At 32.3% G+C, this 19,753-nt stretch carries 15 protein-coding genes; 6 read left to right on the forward strand and 9 right to left on the reverse strand.

Features of this window, described 5'->3' with window-relative positions; translation table 11 throughout:
- Positions 1 to 198: 198 nt before the first annotated feature.
- The 6 genes from AAGV33_RS03445 (at position 199) to AAGV33_RS03470 (ending at position 7,016) form a co-directional block, all read left to right on the forward strand.
- A complete protein-coding gene (locus AAGV33_RS03445; RefSeq protein ID WP_373390550.1) occupies positions 199 to 1,668 on the forward strand; it encodes a sodium:solute symporter family protein in 1,470 nt (489 codons plus the stop codon).
- Positions 1,649 to 2,083 carry a GNAT family N-acetyltransferase gene (locus tag AAGV33_RS03450; RefSeq protein ID WP_373390551.1) on the forward strand — a complete coding sequence of 145 codons (435 nt, stop codon included), beginning with the start codon at positions 1,649 to 1,651 and terminating at the stop codon, positions 2,081 to 2,083. Before AAGV33_RS03445 ends, AAGV33_RS03450 begins: the two co-directional genes overlap by 20 nt.
- A 6-nt stretch (positions 2,084 to 2,089) precedes the next feature.
- On the forward strand, positions 2,090 to 3,244 hold the full coding sequence (locus AAGV33_RS03455) for an amidohydrolase (protein ID WP_373390552.1): 1,155 nt from the start codon (positions 2,090 to 2,092) through the stop codon (positions 3,242 to 3,244).
- On the forward strand, positions 3,234 to 4,385 hold the full coding sequence (gene alr, locus AAGV33_RS03460; RefSeq protein WP_373390553.1) for an alanine racemase: 1,152 nt from the start codon (positions 3,234 to 3,236) through the stop codon (positions 4,383 to 4,385). Before AAGV33_RS03455 ends, alr begins: the two co-directional genes overlap by 11 nt.
- Positions 4,385 to 5,458: an alanine/ornithine racemase family PLP-dependent enzyme gene (locus AAGV33_RS03465; RefSeq protein WP_373390554.1), complete on the forward strand. Its 1,074-nt coding sequence runs from the start codon at positions 4,385 to 4,387 to the stop codon at positions 5,456 to 5,458. Before alr ends, AAGV33_RS03465 begins: the two co-directional genes overlap by 1 nt.
- A 253-nt stretch (positions 5,459 to 5,711) precedes the next feature.
- Positions 5,712 to 7,016 carry an ammonium transporter gene (locus AAGV33_RS03470; RefSeq protein ID WP_373390555.1) on the forward strand — a complete coding sequence of 435 codons (1,305 nt, stop codon included), beginning with the start codon at positions 5,712 to 5,714 and terminating at the stop codon, positions 7,014 to 7,016.
- Positions 7,017 to 7,222: 206 nt separating this feature from the next.
- Here the strand turns inward: AAGV33_RS03470 and ypfJ are convergent, their stop codons facing one another.
- The 9 genes from ypfJ to AAGV33_RS03515 all read right to left on the reverse strand — a co-directional run bounded on the left by ypfJ (position 7,223) and on the right by AAGV33_RS03515 (position 19,748).
- Entirely contained in the window at positions 7,223 to 8,086 is an 864-nt protein-coding gene (ypfJ, locus tag AAGV33_RS03475; protein WP_373390556.1) for a KPN_02809 family neutral zinc metallopeptidase, read from the reverse strand.
- Positions 8,087 to 8,099: 13 nt separating this feature from the next.
- Complete coding sequence (locus AAGV33_RS03480; RefSeq protein WP_373390557.1) at positions 8,100 to 12,164, reverse strand: PAS domain S-box protein; 4,065 nt, start codon at positions 12,162 to 12,164, stop codon at positions 8,100 to 8,102.
- 137 nt (positions 12,165 to 12,301) lie between these two features.
- Entirely contained in the window at positions 12,302 to 13,054 is a 753-nt protein-coding gene (locus tag AAGV33_RS03485) for a hypothetical protein (protein ID WP_373390558.1), read from the reverse strand.
- Between the two features lie 75 nt (positions 13,055 to 13,129).
- Positions 13,130 to 13,819: an RluA family pseudouridine synthase gene (locus tag AAGV33_RS03490; RefSeq protein WP_373390559.1), complete on the reverse strand. Its 690-nt coding sequence runs from the start codon at positions 13,817 to 13,819 to the stop codon at positions 13,130 to 13,132.
- Between the two features lie 166 nt (positions 13,820 to 13,985).
- A complete protein-coding gene (panB, locus tag AAGV33_RS03495; protein ID WP_373390560.1) occupies positions 13,986 to 14,804 on the reverse strand; it encodes a 3-methyl-2-oxobutanoate hydroxymethyltransferase in 819 nt (272 codons plus the stop codon).
- 87 nt (positions 14,805 to 14,891) lie between these two features.
- The gene (locus tag AAGV33_RS03500; protein ID WP_373390561.1) at positions 14,892 to 16,196 is read right to left on the reverse strand and encodes an acetylxylan esterase; all 1,305 of its coding nucleotides are present in this window, start codon (positions 16,194 to 16,196) and stop codon (positions 14,892 to 14,894) included.
- Positions 16,197 to 16,279: 83 nt separating this feature from the next.
- Positions 16,280 to 17,608 (reverse strand): rhamnogalacturonidase, encoded by a 1,329-nt coding sequence (locus tag AAGV33_RS03505; protein WP_373390562.1) that lies wholly within the window; start codon positions 17,606 to 17,608, stop codon positions 16,280 to 16,282.
- A gap of 423 nt (positions 17,609 to 18,031) precedes the next feature.
- On the reverse strand, positions 18,032 to 19,327 hold the full coding sequence (locus tag AAGV33_RS03510; RefSeq protein ID WP_373390563.1) for an APC family permease: 1,296 nt from the start codon (positions 19,325 to 19,327) through the stop codon (positions 18,032 to 18,034).
- A 190-nt stretch (positions 19,328 to 19,517) separates the two neighbouring features.
- Positions 19,518 to 19,748, reverse strand: coding sequence for a HepT-like ribonuclease domain-containing protein (locus tag AAGV33_RS03515; protein ID WP_373390564.1), 231 nt, complete (start codon positions 19,746 to 19,748; stop codon positions 19,518 to 19,520).
- Positions 19,749 to 19,753 lie beyond the last annotated feature (5 nt).

Raw genomic sequence — 19,753 nt, forward strand, 5'->3', positions numbered from 1 at the left:
TAGGATGTTTTTCTTATATTTGCAAAAGTTATTTGATTTTTAAATGGTAAAAAAATGATTTATTGTCATTGTTTTTAAGCCTATCTACTATTTCATTTTCTTGAAATAATTTTAAAAATCACCTTTTGTAGCATGCTACATCTTTGCCTTTGGAAAAATTCCATGTACAGGCTATTAAAAATCTTGAAAATTGAAAAAATGCACATAATTGATTATGTAATCTTTTTTGTTTATATGCTGGCTATGCTAGGTGTTGGTCTTTATTTTTTTAACAAAAATAAAACTGCAGAAGACTTTTATGTTAGTGGAAGAAGTATGAGTAGCTGGCACATTGGGTTATCTGTTGTTGCTACCGATGTGGGAGGAGGATTTTCTATAGGATTGGGAGGTCTGGGTTTTACTATGGGTTTATCAGGTTCCTGGATGCTTTTTACCGGTTTATTAGGTGCTTGGCTGAGTGCAGTATTTTTAATTCCAACTATTAGTAAATTAGGACATAAACATAAATTTTTCACATTTCCTCAAATTTTCAGTCATTTTTACAATGCGAGAGTGGCTTTTTTAGCAGGAATTATTTCGGCAATTGGTTATATTGGTTTTACCAGTTCGCAGGTTTTGGCTGGAGCCAAATTAGCTTCGGCTACCATTCCAGAATTAGACATTCAAACAGCGCTAATTGTTATGGGAGTTATTGCGGTAGCTTATACTTCAATAGGCGGTTTAAAAGCAGTTATTTATACCGATACCATTCAGTGGTTAGTACTTATTAGTGGTTTGGTTTTTATTGGAATTCCCGTTGCTTACAACGCCGTAGGAGGTTATGATGCTATAAAAAGTACTTTAGCTCCTGAATATTTATCGTTAACCAATGTTTCTATTTATCAAATTATAAACTGGTCGGTAACAATTATTCCTATTTGGTTTGTAGGAATGACATTGTACCAACGTATTTATGCCAGTAAAGGAGAAAAAGAAGCTAAAAAAGCCTGGTTAATTGCAGGTGTTTTCGAGTGGCCTATTATGGCTTTTATGGGCGTAATATTAGGAATGCTTGCCAAAGTAGCCGCAACAAAAGGAATGTTTACAGGAATTACAGATGCTGCCAATATGGATAGCGAAATGGGATTACCTATTTTGCTCGCTACTATTTTACCCGTTGGGTTAATGGGGTTGATGCTTTCTTCTTATTTTTCGGCAATACTTTCTACTGCTGATAGCTGTTTAATGGCGGCTTCCGGAAATATTGTAACCGATATTATTGCTAAATTTTCTAAAAAAGAATTAACTCATAAAAAGGAATTACAGCTGTCGCAAATAGTGACTTTATTAGTGGGCTTATTTGCTATTTTATTAGCGTCCCAAATGCAAAATGTATTGGAACTTATGCTTTATTCCTATGCTTTTATGGTTTCTGGATTATTCATTCCGGTTATTGGCGCATTATTTTGGAAAAAAAGCCATCCCATTGCGGCTTTTTGGAGTATGCTTTTGGGTGGAGCAACTACAATTGGACTAATAGTTACAAATAATAAACTACCTTTAGGGATACAACTTTCTGAAAATTTAGATGCTAATATTTATGGAATAAGTGTTTCTCTTATTTTATTCGTCACATTATCAATTTATTATCATAATAAAAAAATAAAAAATGGATTTCAAACAAATTAATTATACTTCAGGAGAAGACAAAAAATATTCAAATCAAGTTATAGCTGATTTTCTTTATACGCATTTAGAAGAATATGGCGATAAAGTAGAAGATATTTTGAAATGTATGGCTTATGTAATGCATCCTGAAAAAGGAGGAAATATTATTCTAGGAATTGATAACGATGCCATTGTAGGTGCTGTGATTTTGAATAATACAGGGATGAAGGGCTTTATACCCGAAAACATTTTGGTTTACATTGCTGTTGATAATAGCAAACGAGGAAAAGGCTATGGAAAAAGTTTAATGGAAAAAGCAATTTCTGTTGCCGATGGTGATATTGCTTTGCATGTTGAACCGAATAATCCCGCTAAAAAACTCTATGAAAAACTAGGATTTACAAATAAATATCTAGAAATGCGTCTCATTAAATAATGTAAAATGGAGCACTTTAATCAATATTTAGACACTTTGATTTCGTTACGTAAAGAGTTGCATCAAAATCCTGAAGTTTCTGGCGAAGAAGAAAAAACAGCACAACGAATTGTTTCTTTTTTAGCAAAGTATCCTCCGGACAAAATAATCGAAAATATTGGTAAAACAGGGGTTGCAGCAATTTACAACAGTAAAAACCCAGGAAAAAAAGTATTGTTTAGAGCTGAACTTGATGCGTTGCCTATTGAGGAAAACAATGACTTTGATTATCAATCAGTAAATAAAGGAGTTTCGCATAAATGTGGTCATGATGGACACATGGCTATTTTATGTGGTTTAGCTATCGCCTTGCATCACAAAAGACCCGAAACGGGATCAGTAATTTTATTATTTCAGCCTGCTGAAGAGGATGGCAGTGGAGCACAAAAAGTAATTAGTGATGATAAATTCGGATCAATCCAACCTGATTATGTTTTTGCGTTACACAATTTACCCGGTTATCCTAAAAACCAAATTGTTGTAAAAAACAATACTTTTAGCTGTGCCGTTGGTAGTATTATTATAAAATTAAAAGGAATTATTGCCCACGCTGGGGAACCTGAAAATGGCATTAATCCAGCTTTAGCCATTGCTTCTATTATTTCGGAATACAACAAACTGATTCAATCTGATATTTCTAAAGACAATTATCAAATCATTACGCCAATTTATATTCAAATGGGCGAAAAAGCGTATGGTATTTCAGCTGGGGAAGGCGAGGTTCATTTTACGATAAGAAGCAACAGCACACTTCAGATGAAAAAAACAACAACATTATTAGAGACTATTGCTGAAAAAATTGCAAAAGAGCATCAACTTGATTGCGAAATTGATTGGATACAAAATTTTGAAGCCAATGAAAACAATCCTGAAGCAGTAAATTTTGTTCGAAAAGCAGCAAAAATAAATCATTTTGAACTTCTTGAAAAAGAAAATCCTTTTAGTTGGGGTGAAGATTTTGGATTGTTGACGCAACAATATTCAGGTGCTATGTTTGGTATAGGCGCAGGAATAGATACGCCTTCACTTCATAATCCTAATTATGATTTTCCAGATGATATTCTGCAAACAGGAATTAGTGTTTTTAACAATATTAGCAAACAAATTACAGATGCAAACTAATTCAATTATAGAACTGAGTCGTTCGGCATATCAAAAAAATATAGATTTTCTGAATCAATTATTTGGAAAAAAAAGAATTCTTTCTTCGGTAGTAAAAGGAAACGCTTACGGACATGGAATTCCCGAATTTGTTACTATAGCATCGGAATGTGGTGTCAATCATTTTTCTGTTTTTGATGTAGAAGAAGCGCGACAAGTTCAAGCGGTTGTACAGAATAAAGCAACGATTCTAATTATGGGATTTGTGCATGAAGATGATTTAGAATGGATTATTGAGCATGATATAGAGTTTTTCGTTTTTGATAAAAAAAGATTGACCAATGCTTCTAAAGCAGCTAAAAAACTCAAAAAGAAAGCCATTGTACATATCGAAGTCGAAACGGGTATGAATCGGACTGGTTTTGAAAAAAACGAACTGAAATCAGTGATTTCGATTCTAAAAAAAGACAAAGAATACCTTAGTTTTAAAGGTCTTTGTACACATTATGCTGGTGCCGAAAGTATAGCCAATTATTATAGAGTAGAAAGCCAAATCAAGCGTTTTGAAGAAATTTATCAGTATTTATGTAAAGAAGAATTAAAGCCTGAAATTTTACATTCGGCTTGTTCAGCAGCTTCAATTATGTTTCCAAAAACAAGAATGAATCTGGTAAGAATTGGAATTATGCAATACGGTTTATGGCCCAGCCAGGAAGTTTTTGTAGCTTATTTGAATTCTAAAAAAGTAAAAATAGATCCCTTGCATCGGGTTATTGCCTGGAAAACGGCTGTAATGGATGTTAAAAAGGTAAAAATGGGTGATTTTATAGGTTATGGAACAAGTTTTATGGCTAAAAAAAATATGAAGATTGCTGTAATCCCTATTGGTTATGCTCATGGTTACAGTCGATCACTGAGTAATCATGGTCGTGTGCTTATTCATGGACAACGCTGTATGGTAGTAGGTGTAGTCACTATGAATATGATTGCTGTAGATATTACAGAAATTGAAAATATTAAAAAAGATGATGAAGTAGTATTGATAGGAAACCAAAAAGAGCTTTCCATTTCCATAGCTTCTTTTAGTGATTACAGTAACCAACTGAATTATGAATTATTAACCCGAATTTCTAAAAGAATTCCAAGAAAAATTATAGACTAATGGCATTCGTAAAATTATACAGAAAAAAATTAGAAGAAAATTATCGGTTTCTAGATACAATTTTTAAATCCCGAGATATAAATTGGGGAGTAGTTTCTAAAATGTTGTGTGGAAACATCATTTATCTAAAAGAAATAATTGCTTTAGGAGTAAAAGAAATTCACGATTCCAGAATTAGTAACTTAAAAAAAATAAAGGATTTGGATCCCGAAATTCAAACCGTATACATAAAACCACCAGCCCAAAGAAGTATTGAAAGTATTGTTCGCTATGCTGATGTGAGTTTTAATACTGAAATTTATACCATTAAATTGCTTTCCAAAGAAGCTAAAAAGCAAAATAAAGTCCACAAGATTATTATTATGATTGAAATGGGAGATCTTCGTGAAGGGGTTATGGGCGACGAATTGGTTGAATTTTATGGAGATGTTTTGAGTTTGCCTAATATCGAAATCCGTGGAATAGGAACGAATCTGAATTGTTTAAGCGGAGTTATGCCTACTCAGGACAAATTGATTCAGTTGAGTTTATATAAACAATTAATTGAAGCTAAGTTTAATATTCAAATTCCCTGGGTTTCGGGAGGAACATCGGTGGCTGTACCTTTGATTTTGAAAAATGCTCGTCCTATGGCGGTCAATCACTTTAGGATAGGAGAGGCGTTGTTTTTTGGGAAAGATTTATTTACCGGAGAAACTATGGACGGAATGCATAATGATGTTTTTAAATTGTATACCGAAATTATTGAAATCACCGAGAAACCTAATACGCCAACAGGAGAATTAGGCGAGAATGTGGCAGGAAATACTTTTTCGATGCAACAAATAGAAGATTTTAGTAGTACTTCATTAAGAGCCATTTTAGATATTGGTTTATTAGACATGCAGCCACAATATCTTAGTCCAGAGGATGATGACATAACAATTATTGACGCTAGTTCGGATATGTTAGTTATAGATATTACTTATTCCAAAAAGAATTATAAAATTGGTGATTTAGTGTCTTTCAATTTAAAATATATGGGCGCACTTTATTTATTGAATTCCGATTATATTGGAAAGAATATTGGCTAAAACTATTCTAGATTGCGGAATTGTAATTTTTGCACGTTTTTTCTGTAAAATAATTTGCTAAAATTAACATAAAACGCATCTAAAGTAGGTTTGAATTTAACAAATCGATATTTTTTATGTGTTTTATGGTTGTTGCCCCTAAAATTCATGGGGGTAAAATGAATAAATAATAAAAGTTAAAACATTTACTGTTGTTTTGTATGGGGGTTGTTAATCGTTTTATATTTTTGACGAAAATTTAAACCAAAACAAAATGAGAAAAATTAGTTTAAGTGTAATAATGATTGCGCTATTAATCGTTACACTATTTTCAAGTTCTATTCTAACTGGGATTACCGTTCCTGCAGAAGCCGCTACATTTGATACTGGAGATACTGCTTGGATGATTGTTGCTACAGCACTTGTATTGATCATGACACCAGGATTAGGATTCTTTTACGGAGGTATGGTTGGTAAGAAAAATGTAATTAGTACAATGTTACAAAGTTTCATGGCAATGCTAATTGTAACTATCTTATGGATTGTTATCGGATTTAGTTTATCTTTCGGTACTTCTATAGGAGGAATCATTGGAGATCCAACAGAATTTTTTATGTTTCAAAATGTAGGTATTACTACAGCTTGGGGAACAATTCCTTTTATGCTTTTTGCTTTATTTCAAGCAAAATTTGCGGTTATTACACCAGCTTTAATTACAGGAGCATTTGCTGAAAGAGTTCGTTTTTGGGCTTATTTGTTGTTCATGGTTTTATTCGTTTTATTTATTTATACTCCATTATGTCACATGACATGGCATTCTGATGGTTATTTCTTTAAAATGGGAGTATTGGATTTTGCAGGAGGTACTGTAGTGCACATGAGTGCAGGATGGGCAGCTCTTGCTGGAGCAATGTTTTTAGGAAAAAGAAAAGTTCAAAAGGTAAACCCATCTCGTATTACTTATGTATTATTAGGAACGGCTTTATTGTGGTTTGGATGGTTTGGTTTCAACGCAGGTTCTTCTTTAGGTTCAAATAGTTTAGCTGTTCAGGCTTTAGGAACAACTACAGTTGCTGCTGCTGCTGCTGGTATGGCTTGGGTATTTATGGATAAAATTTTAGGTCATAAATTATCGGCTATGGGAGCTTGTATTGGTACTGTGGTAGGTTTAGTAGCTATTACTCCAGCTGCTGGATTTGTTAGTATTCCTCACGCTATCTTTATTGGATTGTTTAGTAGTATTGTAAGTAACTTTATGGTAAGTAAATTTCCAAAAGGAAAAATTGACGATGCTTTAGATGTATTTGCTTGTCACGGTGTTGGTGGTATGGTAGGGATGTTGTTAACTGGAGTTTTTGCTTCTAAAGATATCAATCCAGCGGTTACTGATCAAGGACTTATCTTTGGCGAATCTACTTTATTTATCAATCAATTTACAGCATTAATAATGGTATCTGTATTTGCATTTGTAGGTTCATATATTTTATTCTTTGTAGTTAACAAAATTACTCCTTTAAGAGTTAGTGAAGACAAAGAAGAATTAGGATTAGATATTTCTCAACACGGAGAGTATTTGTAATCAATACAAGAATTAGTTGTCTATAAAGACTTTATAATTATATAGAAAAGCTTAGTTAAACCCAGTTTAGCTAAGCTTTTTTTATTCGGTAAGTTTGACTTACTTTAAATTTTATCGTTTTTTAAAACTATAAGTACATTTGTAGTTAAACAAAAAATAGCCGTCTAATCCCAGACGGCTACTTTTTTTAAAGCTATTTTTTCAGCTTATTCTAGCTCTTTAAAAGTATTTCCTTGATGGATATCACCAGATTTATATCCTTTCATAAACCAATATTTACGTTGTTCAGAAGTTCCATGTGTAAAAGATTCCGGAACAATATGACCTTGTATTTTAGCTTGAATGGCATCATCTCCTACTGCGTGAGCGGCACTTAAAGCTTCTTCAAGATCGCCATCTTCTAAAACATCATTCATTTTCTGGTTGTAATGTGTCCAAACTCCAGCATAAAAATCAGCTTGAAGCTCTAGGGCTACTGATAATTTATTGGCTTCAGCCTTACTTTTTCCTTGTTGCATTTGCCTCATTTTGGCTGAAGTTCCTAGTAAAGTTTGCACATGGTGACCAATTTCGTGAGCAATTACATAAGCTGTAGCAAAATCTCCGCCTATGGCACCAAACTTAGTTTTCAGTTCTTCAAAAAAAGTCAAATCCATATATACTTTTTGATCGGCTGGGCAGTAAAAAGGACCAGAATCAGAAGAAGCATTTCCGCAACCAGTTTGAACACCACCGCTGAATAAAACGATATTTGGTTTTTTATAGTGTAGATTGTTCTCTTCAAATATTTTTGTCCAAACCTCTTCGTTATCGGCTAATACTGTTTTTACAAAGGCTTGTTCTTCTAATTCTTTTGCGGTTAAGTCTCTTTGTTCTGTAGCTTGTTGGTTTTGACCTTGGTTCATTTGTTCAAGAATAGGTGCAATCATTTGTCCATTTTCTCCTCCAAAAACATTGAGTAATAAAATGATAATTCCAAGAATTCCGCCGCCAACAATCGTTTTTCCTCCAGAAGACATTCCTCTTCGGTCTTCCACATTGTTACTTTGTCTTCTGCCTCTCCATTTCATAATATTGTATTTTTTACTTGTTAGTTACCCATTTTACAAGGGTTTCTTCAATAATTCCTTTTACAATTGGTTTCGAAATATAATCATTCATCTCCATTTGTATGCATTTGTTTCTTTCTTCTTTTTCAGTTCCAGCAGTAATGGCTATGATAGGAATATTTTTTCCAGCCGCACTTTTTCTAATAGCTTCAGTAGCCTCATAACCGTTCATTACAGGCATTTGAATATCCATAAATATGATATCAGGAAGAATACTTTCAAATTGATTTACGGCTTCAAGTCCGTTTGAAGCTTCAAAAATATTCGCTTTTGGAAGACTATTTTTTATAATTGTTTTCAATAAAAGCATATTAATTTTATTGTCTTCTACAAGCAAAATTTTAGTGTTCTTTAAATTAGGATTAATTTCTAAAATACTTGGATTTTCTACAGTTACAGTTGGTTTTGTATTTGCTGTTGGATTAATCAACTGGTTATTTGTTTTTAAATCGATATCAAAATAAAAATAACTTCCTTTTCCTACTTCACTTTTTAGCTTTAAATGACTATTCATTAAGTTCAAAAGCTTGTTTGAAATGGTTAACCCAAGTCCGGTTCCTCCAAATTTCTTAGTTGTTGAACTATCTTCCTGTGAGAAGGCTTTAAATATTTTTTTCTGATTTTGTTCTAAAATTCCAATTCCTGAATCCTCAACTGAAAAACGAATTTTAGTTTGTGTATCGCTTATTTTTTGTTTGATAGTAACATTGAGCTTAACGCTTCCATTTTCGGTAAATTTAACGGCATTCGATAATAAATTAATCAATACTTGTTTGATTCTCACAATGTCAATCCAAAAATAGTAAGGAACTTCATCATCAATATTTAATTCCAGCTGTAAGTTTTTTTGATTGGCTTCAAATTGAATTAAATCGATAACCTGAGTCATTAATTCCTTAATTTCATGTTTTTCAATATGCAAATCAAGTTTTCCTGCTTCAATTTTCGAAAAATCTAAAATGTCATTTACAATTTCGAGTAATGTATGAGCCGACTGATTTACCGTAATCATGTGTTTTTCCTGAATATGATTCAGTTTTGTTTTCATCAACAAATCGGTAAAACCAATAATTCCATTGAGTGGCGTTCTAATTTCGTGACTCATATTCGCTAAAAATTCTGATTTGGCTTTATTGGCTGTTTCAGCATATTCTTTGGCTTTAATCGCTTTTTCTACATCTTTACGCTTGCTAATATCAAGCATAATTCCTTCAATGTATTTGATTTCGCCATTATTAACTACGGTGTCGATAAATTCGTCAATCCAAACAATTTCTCCTTTTTTGTTTAATATGCGATAACTAATATGAAAAGGTTCTAGTCTAGATAATTTAGCACTCGATTTTATAAGTGTTTTTTCTAAATCCTCGGGATGAATTAAATCTTTGAATCGAATTCTTTTTTCAAGAAAATCCTCTTTTGGATATCCAGTCAGTTTTTCAATTTCATCATTAAGATAGATTTTAGTAAAATCTTCGTCATTTTCAGAGAGATAAACTGTTCCTGGAATATTGTTAGCTAATAATCTGAATTTTTCTTCACTTTCATTAACGGCAATTTCAGTTTCAATTCGTTCAATAGACGAGCCAATATTCATCGTTAAAGTTTGTAAAATTTGAACTTCGTCCTCAGCCCAAATTCTATTCTCATCTAAATCATTTAAACCAAGAACACCGTGAAATTTGTTTTTAACAAAAACAGGCAAAAGTATGATAGAAGCAACTTCTAAGGTTTGGAGTTTTTGTTTTAATAATGGGTCTTTTACATTGGAAATAACACTTTGGTAAACTTTATTTTCTACTTTATTAGGATTGAAATCGCCAAAAAAAGAATAAGGTAAATTTTGATACGCTGGATTTATTTCCGTTAACTGTTCATTGCCTTTTGTCCAGCGGTATTTTTGACTAATAGTTTGATTGATACTATCATGCAGGTAATAAAAACAGCGATAGGATTTGGTTACTTTTCCAATGATTATAAGTACATCCGAGAATACATTGTCGATGTCTTTTACATTCAAAAAGCGCTCAGTACATAAGTTCATTGCCGAAAGCAAATCACTTTTATAGGTTAATTTTTGCTCAACTTCTAATCTTCTTTTCGATTCAAAAGCAATGGTAATACTGTCAGCAATAGATCTGGCAAAATTAATATCTTCATTATCCCATTGTTTGATAACAAAGGTGGATTCTATACAAAGAATCCCAATCAAATCTCCATTTATAAAAATAGGAGTGTCTATCATTGAATGAATATTATTTATTTTAAGGTAATCATCATACAATTCTTTGGTTATAGGATTGTTTATAACATTAGAAGCCACTACAGGTGTTTTGTTCTCAATGGCTTTAAAATAATTAGGATAAAGTGCTTTAGTCAGAACACAACCATTAGAAAATTCATTAGTTTTTAAATCATACAATTGGTTGCAATGAATGCTGTCACCAAGATATTCCCAATAACTGACTCTATTGGCTTCAATAGTTTTGGTTGTATTTTGTAATATGGATTTGAGCTTAGTTTCTAAGGTTTCTTGTCTCGAATAACTTTTTGCGGTAAAGCTTTTTAAACTTTCGGAGAATTTTTTATTTTTTTCGTTTCTTTTCTCATTTTCAAATTCAATGTTTTTGATAAATGTAATGTCTCTGGCAATGCTCGAATAACCCGTGATTTTTCCTAAATCGTTGTGGCTTATCATTACTTTTTGAGCTACCCAAATGATTTCTCCATTTTTTTTCAAAAGTGGAATTTCCAGTTGCGGAAATTCTAAATCATTTTCCTGATTGCTATTGTAAAATCGGGTTAGCGTAATTACATAATCTTTTTTAATAAAATTAGAGTAATGCTGGTTTAAAATTTCGCTTTCAGAATAACCTAAGGCTTTAAGTGTATAATTATTTACAAAAATGATATTTCCGTCTAAATTAACTTCATAGATAAAATCTTGAGCATTTTGAATTAGATTTTTATATTGATTTTGAATATGAATTTCATTGGTAATATCCTGACCAATTCCAATGATTAAATTGTCTGAAAATTGTTTGTTTTTCCATTGGATGAATTTGAATTCTCCGTTTTTACATTTTAATTTTCGAACAAAAATCTTATCATTTATTTGGCTTTCAAATGATTCAGTCGAAGTGATTTCAGGACTTTCTGTGAGTTTATAATATTCATAACCCATAATTTCATTTATAGTATAGCCTAAAATACTTTCTACATTTTCGCTACAAAAAACAATCTCATTATTTTTGTTTTTTGCCATAATTAGCGAATTCCCTTTATTGATAATTTGGTTATTAAACTGGAATTTATCATTGATGTCCTGAATAGACATGTGGCGAATATAATTGATAAAAATAACGATTAAAGTGTAATTAAAAACAAACGTAATTCTATCTAAAGGGGCTAGTTTTAATAACGAAATAGCAATAAGATAGCCAAGAGAAAACAAGAGAAATAACCAATAGAGTTTTGCTGGTTTTAAAATATTATAAGAAAAATAAACAAAGAGTAAAAAACTTAAAAATGGAATATTATCATCATCTAATTGAACCAAATTTCTGCACACTTGAAGAAAAGCAATACAAAAAACAACTCTAAATATTTTTTTGATGTTTCTAAAAACAAAATTGGATTTGGTACTAATGTAAGCAATGGCAATTAAAACAATAGAGATGCTAAGGTTAGTAAATAAAAGACTTTTGGGTCTTAGTTTGAAAAACTCAAAGGTTAATTCTAAGATTAAAACAATGAGTCCTAAAAAAAGAAAATGAAGTTGATATTCTTTATGTTCAGAATTTTGAGGAGTAAAATCTTTGATAAATTTGTTTCCTAAAGCATATTTTATCTTGTGGAATTTATAAATCAACAAAAAAATGATGAAAAAGACAAATGGCACAATGGTACGATAAAGATTTTTATCGATAGGCAACTGATCCATAATGTCAAACATTTTTATCGCCGAAAAATTAGTATTACCACCAAAACCCATGCTATTAGCAAAGGCTTCAAACGTCGAGCTGAATTGTGGCATCATATATTTATAATTAATAAGCTGAATTCAACAATATCTTTGGATTGTTAAATTTTGTTAAAAATAAGACTATTAGAAAGAAAAAAACATCTTTTTAGTTAAAAAAATATGCTAAGTTGCTAACAATGAATAATGTCTATTTATTTAAAACCTATTATAGAACTATAAATAGCATAATACATAGAAAACATAAGGGGCAATGTAAAAAATAAACCTATTATGAAAAAGAAAAATCCAACAATACAAAACAAATAACTAACAGCAAAAAGCCCAAAAAGAACCAATGGCTGTTTAGAAACTAAACTAAAACTAGTATTTACTGCCTCTAAGGCTGTAAAATTGCTGAAAATTATTAGAGGAATAGCTAAAATACTTAATAAAGAAATAGTCAGTGAACCAAAGAAGCCTAGCATGGGAAGTCCAGTTAAATTAAGAACAGAAGAAATTCCTAAACTTAATACTGTGATAAATAAAGTGGCTAAAAACAATTCTTTAAAATAAGAAAATTGATAATATTTAAAAACCGTAGCAACATGAAATTCTTCATCTATTTGTGCACTATGAGCCATTTTGATAAATCCTGCCAAAATTGGGCTTATAAGACAGCTGAATAGAGTAGAACCCACTAAGTAATACGCTAAAAACTCATCAGAAAAGTTTTTTGGATCTAAATTTTCAGGTTTTGCCAGTTCTTGGAGATTTTCAATTCCTACACTAAAAGCCAAAGTTAGGGATGCTGCAATTCCGAAAAAAATACATAAAACCAACAATAACAAACCTGCATAGATTACAATTTTTTTATAATTTTCGAAGGCAAGATTGAAAACAGTTTCAAAACTTAAAGAATATCCGTTGGTTTTTAATTCTTGAATTCGGTCTGTATTTGATTTCATATTTTTAGGGGCACTAGTTGTTTTTGTAATTATGGTATAAATTTAAGGTTTTTATTTTTTGCTGTATTCTAAAAATTAAATTGCATTCCAAATAACTTCATTTGGAACCGGAGCAACCACAGTAAGCGATTCTTTAGAAACAGGATGTATAAAAACTAATTTTCGGGCATGCAAATGAATTCCTCCATCCGGATTACTACGATCGAATCCATATTTTAAATCGCCTTTTATTGGGCAGCCAATAGCGGAAAGTTGCGTTCTAATTTGGTGATGTCTTCCCGTATGTAAATTGATTTCCAATGCCACATAATTATTGAGTTCTTTGATGATTTGGTAATCCAAACTTGCCATTTTGCTATCTGGAACTTCTTTTAAATGTGCTTTGGAAGTATTGTTTTTTTCGTTTCTTTTGATGTAATGAATCAATTTTGCTTGCTTTTCCAAAGGCTTGTTTTTTACAACTGCCCAATAGGTTTTTTGAGTTTCTCTGTTTTTAAATAACTCATTCAATCGGGTTAAAGCCTTACTGGTTCTGGCAAAAACTACAATTCCAGTTGTAGGTCGATCCAAACGATGCACTACACCTAGAAAAACTTCGCCAGGTTTGTTGTATTTGTCTTTAATGTATTCTTTAACAACTTCACTCAGCGGTTTATCTCCCGTTTTATCGCCTTGGACAATGTCGCCAACACGTTTGTTGATTACAATAATATGATTGTCTTCGTGCAAAACCTGAAGGTTGTTTTTATTTGAAAGTTCTTTCATTAATGGCTTTAATTTGAATACAAAAATAACAGTTTTACTAAAAGGATTCTTAGTATGTAAAAAGCTCGAAATAATTTCTCTTCACTATCATCAGAAATTCTGATGAAGCTAAGTGCTATTTCGAGCATTTTTTCAGATAAATAATGACTAATAAAAGTCGAAAATCTTAATACTGTTCTTTCTCGTTAGGGAAATCGGTAGATTTAACATCGCTTACATATTGGCTGATAGCTGAAGTCATTCCTTCAAAAAGGTTCATGTATCTGCGTAAAAATCTCGGACTAAATTCATTGTTCATTCCCAGCATATCGTGGATAACTAATACTTGACCGTCTACTCCTGAACCTGCTCCAATACCAATAACAGGAATACTGATGCTTTCGGCAATTTGTTGGGCTAATTTTGCTGGGATTTTTTCTAAAACTAAAGAGAAACAACCTAGTTTTTCTAATAGTTTTGCGTCTTCAATTAGTTTAAGAGCTTCTTCTTCTTCTTTGGCTCTTACAGTGTAAGTTCCAAATTTGTAAATAGATTGTGGCGTTAAACCCAAATGTCCCATTACAGGAATTCCAGCGTTTAATATTTTTTTGATGGATTCTTTAATTTCTTTACCGCCTTCTAATTTCACGGCGTGACCACCGCTTTCTTTCATGATTCGAATGGCAGAACGTAAGGCTTCTTTTGGATCCGATTGGTAGCTACCAAAAGGTAAATCGACTACTACTAAAGCTCTTTCGGCTCCTCTTACTACCGAAGAAGCATGATAAATCATTTGGTCTAAAGTAATTGGCAAAGTAGTTTCGTGTCCAGCCATTACATTTGAGGCTGAATCTCCCACAAGGATTACATCGATTCCAGCAGAATCAACAATTTTAGCCATCGTAAAATCGTATGCAGTTAACATGGAGATTTTTTCTCCGTGTGCTTTCATATCAATTAAGGACTTTGTTGTAATTTTTTTATAGTCTTTTTTCGCTGTGGACATAGTCGTAGTTTTTGAAGCTGTAAAAGTAGTAAAACAAATTTGGATGAGATATATAACGGATTACTAATCTTTCAAAAGGTATTTAGGCTATTCTATTCCACATTTTTCTTGTAACCATTTGATGGATGTATCATCGGTTTCTCCAAATCGCCAATGTCCAGAAATAGGAGTAATAACAATTTCTTTAGATGCTGTTACTGAATTAAATGCCGAAAGAGTAGAAGTGGGTGAACAGGTATTATCATTATAACCAGTAGAATAAAAACCAGGAACGGTAGTTTTACGGGCAAAATTCACCACATCATAATATTCCATTGTTTTTATTTTTTCAGGGGTATTGTTTTGATGTTTATCACTAAACATAAAAGGCCATCCAGCAGATCTATTGTTCAAATAGCCTGTATTATCGCTCAATGCAGGATAAAATGATGCAATATAATTCACTCTTTTGTCAATTCCAGCGGCAACAATAGTCAATGCGCCACCTTGACTTCCACCTGTTACTACTACATTTTTTTGGTCAAATTCAGGAAGACTGGTTAAAAAATCAATAGCGCGAACACCGTCTAAATATACTTTTTTGTAATAATAATTATCCTTGTTGTCTAAGTCGATAGCCCAATAGTCTTTTAGTTTTTCTCTCATATTTTCAAAATCAGTATCGTTGATTTCAGGAGAAACACCATGAATTTCGGTTGTAAAACTGATAAAACCTTTTTCGGCATAAGCAGTTATAGGAACTATTTTTTTTACTCCAGCACCTGGTGGGTTGAATAAAACAGGATGTTTTTTATCGTCTTTTGGTTTACTTAAATAACCATAAAAGTATTGACCTAATTTATAATTTTGCAAACGAACTAAATAAACATCCACAGTCGCGGTGGATAATTCCGGCTTGTGAGTAATTACAGCATCCATAGGAATTTTTTTGTTTTCGGCTTTGGCTTTTTCCCAAAAGGCATAAAAATCCTTTGGTAAATTGACCGTTGGTTTTATTTCAAAAGGAGCAAAACCCACATTGATTTCATTTTTATAAATATAACCATCAATATTAGTCTGCACTTTTAATTGACGAAAACCAGGAGTATTAGTTGTTCCAATATTGATTTCGCCAATACCATTTGCTAGTTTGAGAGTTCCTTTTTTTTCTGGATTTAATTGTTCCGGACCGTATTGGTATTCAATTTCCACATTCTTAACTGGAGAACCATATTTAAGAACACTAATTTTTATTATGGCTTCTTCATTGAGTTTGTAATTCCAATCGGGATGATTGGCGGTTAGAATAATTTGAACTAGTTTTATAGGAGCAGGCGTGTTTTGAGCCTTAACACTAGCACTAGCGGTCAAAAAAACAAGAAATATTGAAAAATAGCAGAGGAGTAGTTTCATAAGAAATGGTTTTTAAAAAAGCCAAAGGGCATAATAATGATATTATACCCTTTGGTGATTAGAATTTCTATAAGTAAAAATAATTATTTAATTACTTTATTATTAACAACTACATTTTTAAGTTTTAAACCTTTAATGATGCTTTTATCAATAGCATCATTTTTAGCTTCTACTTTTAAATTTTCAAAAGTAAAGTTGGTTAATTTGTCGTATTCTGTGATTTTCATATCGTAGAAAACATCACATTTTAAGTCAATATTTCTTAGTGTGATATTATCACAATACGATAGTGGAACTTCTTTTCTACCTTTTAAATCAAAAAATTGCGTCCACGGTTTTACATAAATCAAGCTGTATGCATATCCTTTGATGTTTTCAACAGTAATGTACTCGTAATTTTGTGGTGTATCTGGACGCATTTTCAACCATAAAAGTCTCTTGGCATCATTAATAGTACAATTACGCATCAGGATATTTTTGTTATGAATGGCTTCACTACCACTTGTTAAAGCAGCATGACAGAATCCAAATTCACAATCTTCAATAATAATATTTTCATTTCCTCCATTGCTAAAATCTTTATCCGCCCAAGGTCCTTTTCCGCCTTTTAATGCAATAGCATCATCATTTACAGCCATGTAGCAACCTTTAATCAACATGTTTGTACACACGTCAATATCAATAGCATCAGTACTTGGCGCTTTTACTGGTTCGTGTGGAGAGAAAATATGAACATCAAGAATTTTTACATTGTTGCATTGGTAGTAATGACTTGTCCAAAAACCCGAATTGTGTAATCTTACATCTTGCACCTGAACGTTATCACATTTCCAAATGAATACTAAACGTGGTCTGGAAACTTCAAGATTAGTACATTGTGGATTTTCTTTTCTTCTTTGCCAAAAAGCTTCCCAAAATTTCAATCCGTTTCCATCAATAGTACCTTTTCCTGTAATGGTGAATCCGTTTATACCATAAGCATTAACCAAAGCCGTGAAATATTCAATACTTTGTCCTTCAATTCTGGAAGGCATTTTTGGATAATCGTTGATGTTATCTGAACCTTTTAAAGTTGCTCCTTCCGTTACATGCAAATGCGTATTGGCTCTAAAGAACAAAGCACCGCTCATGAAAGTCCCTTTTGGAATTACAACAACTCCACCGCCATTGTTGTAAGCTTCGTCAATCGTTTTTTGGATGGCCGCCGTTTGTACAATAGTACTATCGTTAACTGTGCCATAATCGGTAATGGAGTAAAATTTACCTAAATCGCTTGGATTAATTTTTGTTGCATCTAAAAACCAATCTGGAATTTTTGTTCCATCAGGAAAAAGATCTTTATTGTTTTTTTGCGAAAATGTTTTTGGAGTAATTGCTAATAAAGCAAGAATGAATAAACAGATTTTTTTCATTTTTTTTAATAAAGGTTAATAAAGCTTGGTCTCCACAAAAAGAATGCCCTTTTACTATTCAAATTTATTAAAGGCGATTCAATTTTGGAATTAACGAAGATAAGAAAATGGAAAGCAAATGTTCATCCTGCATGGCAGGCAGGATACTTTATAGCGAGGAAAAATCAACCGCAAATTCACAAATTTAAAGACTTCGAAAGTGAAAATAATTTGCGGTGAATGTTTTTAGAAGTTTAAAGGAAAACACACTTTAACTATTTTTGATTAGTGAAATTAAAGCCCATTGCATTTTGTGTAAATTGGTGTAATTTGTTTAGGAGCCTGTTTAAAATTCATCAAAATTAATTCCCCAAACCCTAAAGGGTGCAATTTTGATAAATTTTGAAGAACATTTCCACCCTTTAGGGCCAGAGAAAAGAAATTTTATTTTTTCTTCGAAAAATAAATCAAAGCATAAATAACAGATAAAACGCCAATTGCAATCAACGTTCCAATGATTTCGTTTTGAGTTAAATTCGATAAAAAATAAAGAATAATACTGATGGAAATTATTGGAATGGTAAGTCCGCCAGGAATAGTAAATTCATCTGGTTTTGATTTTTGAGTGTAACGCAATTTGATTACGGCTAAAACGACTCCCAAATAAACAATTAATATCGAGCTGCTGGCAATCACAACCAAACTTTCAAAACTTCCAGTAACCGCAATGGTAAAACCCAGTAAAGCATAAACAATAATAGCAATATATGGAGTAGCAAACGAAGGATGGATTTTAGCCAAGGCTTTTATCGGAATCACTCTGTCGCGACCCAAGGCATAAAGCGTTCTGGGATTGTTTAGAATATCGCCACTTAAAAAACCAAACATAGAAATAGCTGCTCCAATAGTTAGAATGATAAAACCAATTGGACCAAAAATAACATTAGCAGTTGCAGCAAGTGGAGTAGCGGTAAATTTTGGTAACTGATCGCCTAACACTCCCTGAGCGATGGTTTGAATGAGCATATAAAGAATAACAATTGCCGAAATACTAATAAAAATAGCTTTTGGAATCGTTCGTTTGGGATTGATGACCTCGCCCGAAACCACAATTCCCGATTCGCAGCCTTGAAATGCAAAAAACAAAATAAGAGAGGTTTTGCCTAATTGCTGGATATCAGGAAAACTTTCTATGGTTAAGTTGTCTACCGAAACCGCTTCCCAGCCAAAAATAACCAATAATAACAAGGGAATTAGTTTTGCAACCGTATTGATTTTTACCAAACCAATGCCTTGTTTGACCCCAATAACATTCACAAAAGCCAAACCAAAAAATACGATGGTTAAAAACAGTATTCGCATCCAGGCTAATTCAAAAATAGGATGTGCTGATCCTAAAACATTGACCAAAGCATTAGAAACTGCAGCGTCAGCCAATAAAGTTCCTGATACGGTAAAAATGCCTGCTAAAAAACCAGCATAAGGGCCAAAAGCTGTTTCTATATACGAATAAACGCCACCAGTTTGTGTCACTTTGCTGGAAGCTTCTGCAAAACAAAGCATGATAAGCGCCATCAAGAGTCCACAAAAAACATAAGCAATAATACTCGAAGAACCCATTGATGCAGCAACTATAGCGGGTAAAGCAAAAATTCCTGCGCCAATAATAACATTCATAATATTAGCCGACAAACCAAATACGCCAATGGTTCTCTTGAATTCTTCTTCCTGTTGTATCATGAATTGCTGTGTTTGTTTTGAATAAACTTCTTAAAAAACGAAGTTATGGAAAATAATTTTTTAAGCAACAAAAGAAAGGAAATTCAAATGAAAATTCAAGGTTTTTGTAAAAATGATGAAAAAAATGTTGGGTTTTTGGGTTTGGTTTTCTGAAAGTGAGGTGTAGTAGCTATTCTGTTAACTTTAATTATTATTTTATTAAAATCTCAATTTCAGTTTTTAATTTTGGGAGATGATTTATCAAAATTGACCAAATACTTTCATCAGAAATATTATCATAAGCATGGATTACTTGATTTCGTAAACCAATTATTGCTTTTGCATTAGTGATTTTTTGCTCAAATGTTGGATCGCTTTTCAAAATTCTGTTTATTGCTTCACCTATGATTTCAAGATTTCTTTCGACAGCTCTTTTTAGCATCAAAT

The sequence above is a fragment of the Flavobacterium magnesitis genome (assembly GCF_041729735.1).
GTDB lineage: Bacteria > Bacteroidota > Bacteroidia > Flavobacteriales > Flavobacteriaceae > Flavobacterium > Flavobacterium magnesitis.

Coding starts and splice junctions, on each gene's coding strand:
- AAGV33_RS03480 (WP_373390557.1), bottom strand. CDS start 12,164: ATGATGCCACAATTCAGCTCGACGTTTGAAGCCTTTGCTAATAGCATG.
- panB (WP_373390560.1), bottom strand. CDS start 14,804: ATGTCCACAGCGAAAAAAGACTATAAAAAAATTACAACAAAGTCCTTA.
- AAGV33_RS03505 (WP_373390562.1), bottom strand. CDS start 17,608: ATGAAAAAAATCTGTTTATTCATTCTTGCTTTATTAGCAATTACTCCA.
- AAGV33_RS03515 (WP_373390564.1), bottom strand. CDS start 19,748: ATGCTAAAAAGAGCTGTCGAAAGAAATCTTGAAATCATAGGTGAAGCA.
- alr (WP_373390553.1), top strand. CDS start 3,234: ATGCAAACTAATTCAATTATAGAACTGAGTCGTTCGGCATATCAAAAA.
- AAGV33_RS03450 (WP_373390551.1), top strand. CDS start 1,649: ATGGATTTCAAACAAATTAATTATACTTCAGGAGAAGACAAAAAATAT.
- AAGV33_RS03465 (WP_373390554.1), top strand. CDS start 4,385: ATGGCATTCGTAAAATTATACAGAAAAAAATTAGAAGAAAATTATCGG.
- AAGV33_RS03510 (WP_373390563.1), bottom strand. CDS start 19,327: ATGATACAACAGGAAGAAGAATTCAAGAGAACCATTGGCGTATTTGGT.
- AAGV33_RS03485 (WP_373390558.1), bottom strand. CDS start 13,054: ATGAAATCAAATACAGACCGAATTCAAGAATTAAAAACCAACGGATAT.
- ypfJ (WP_373390556.1), bottom strand. CDS start 8,086: ATGAAATGGAGAGGCAGAAGACAAAGTAACAATGTGGAAGACCGAAGA.
- AAGV33_RS03445 (WP_373390550.1), top strand. CDS start 199: ATGCACATAATTGATTATGTAATCTTTTTTGTTTATATGCTGGCTATG.
- AAGV33_RS03470 (WP_373390555.1), top strand. CDS start 5,712: ATGAGAAAAATTAGTTTAAGTGTAATAATGATTGCGCTATTAATCGTT.
- AAGV33_RS03500 (WP_373390561.1), bottom strand. CDS start 16,196: ATGAAACTACTCCTCTGCTATTTTTCAATATTTCTTGTTTTTTTGACC.
- AAGV33_RS03490 (WP_373390559.1), bottom strand. CDS start 13,819: ATGAAAGAACTTTCAAATAAAAACAACCTTCAGGTTTTGCACGAAGAC.
- AAGV33_RS03455 (WP_373390552.1), top strand. CDS start 2,090: ATGGAGCACTTTAATCAATATTTAGACACTTTGATTTCGTTACGTAAA.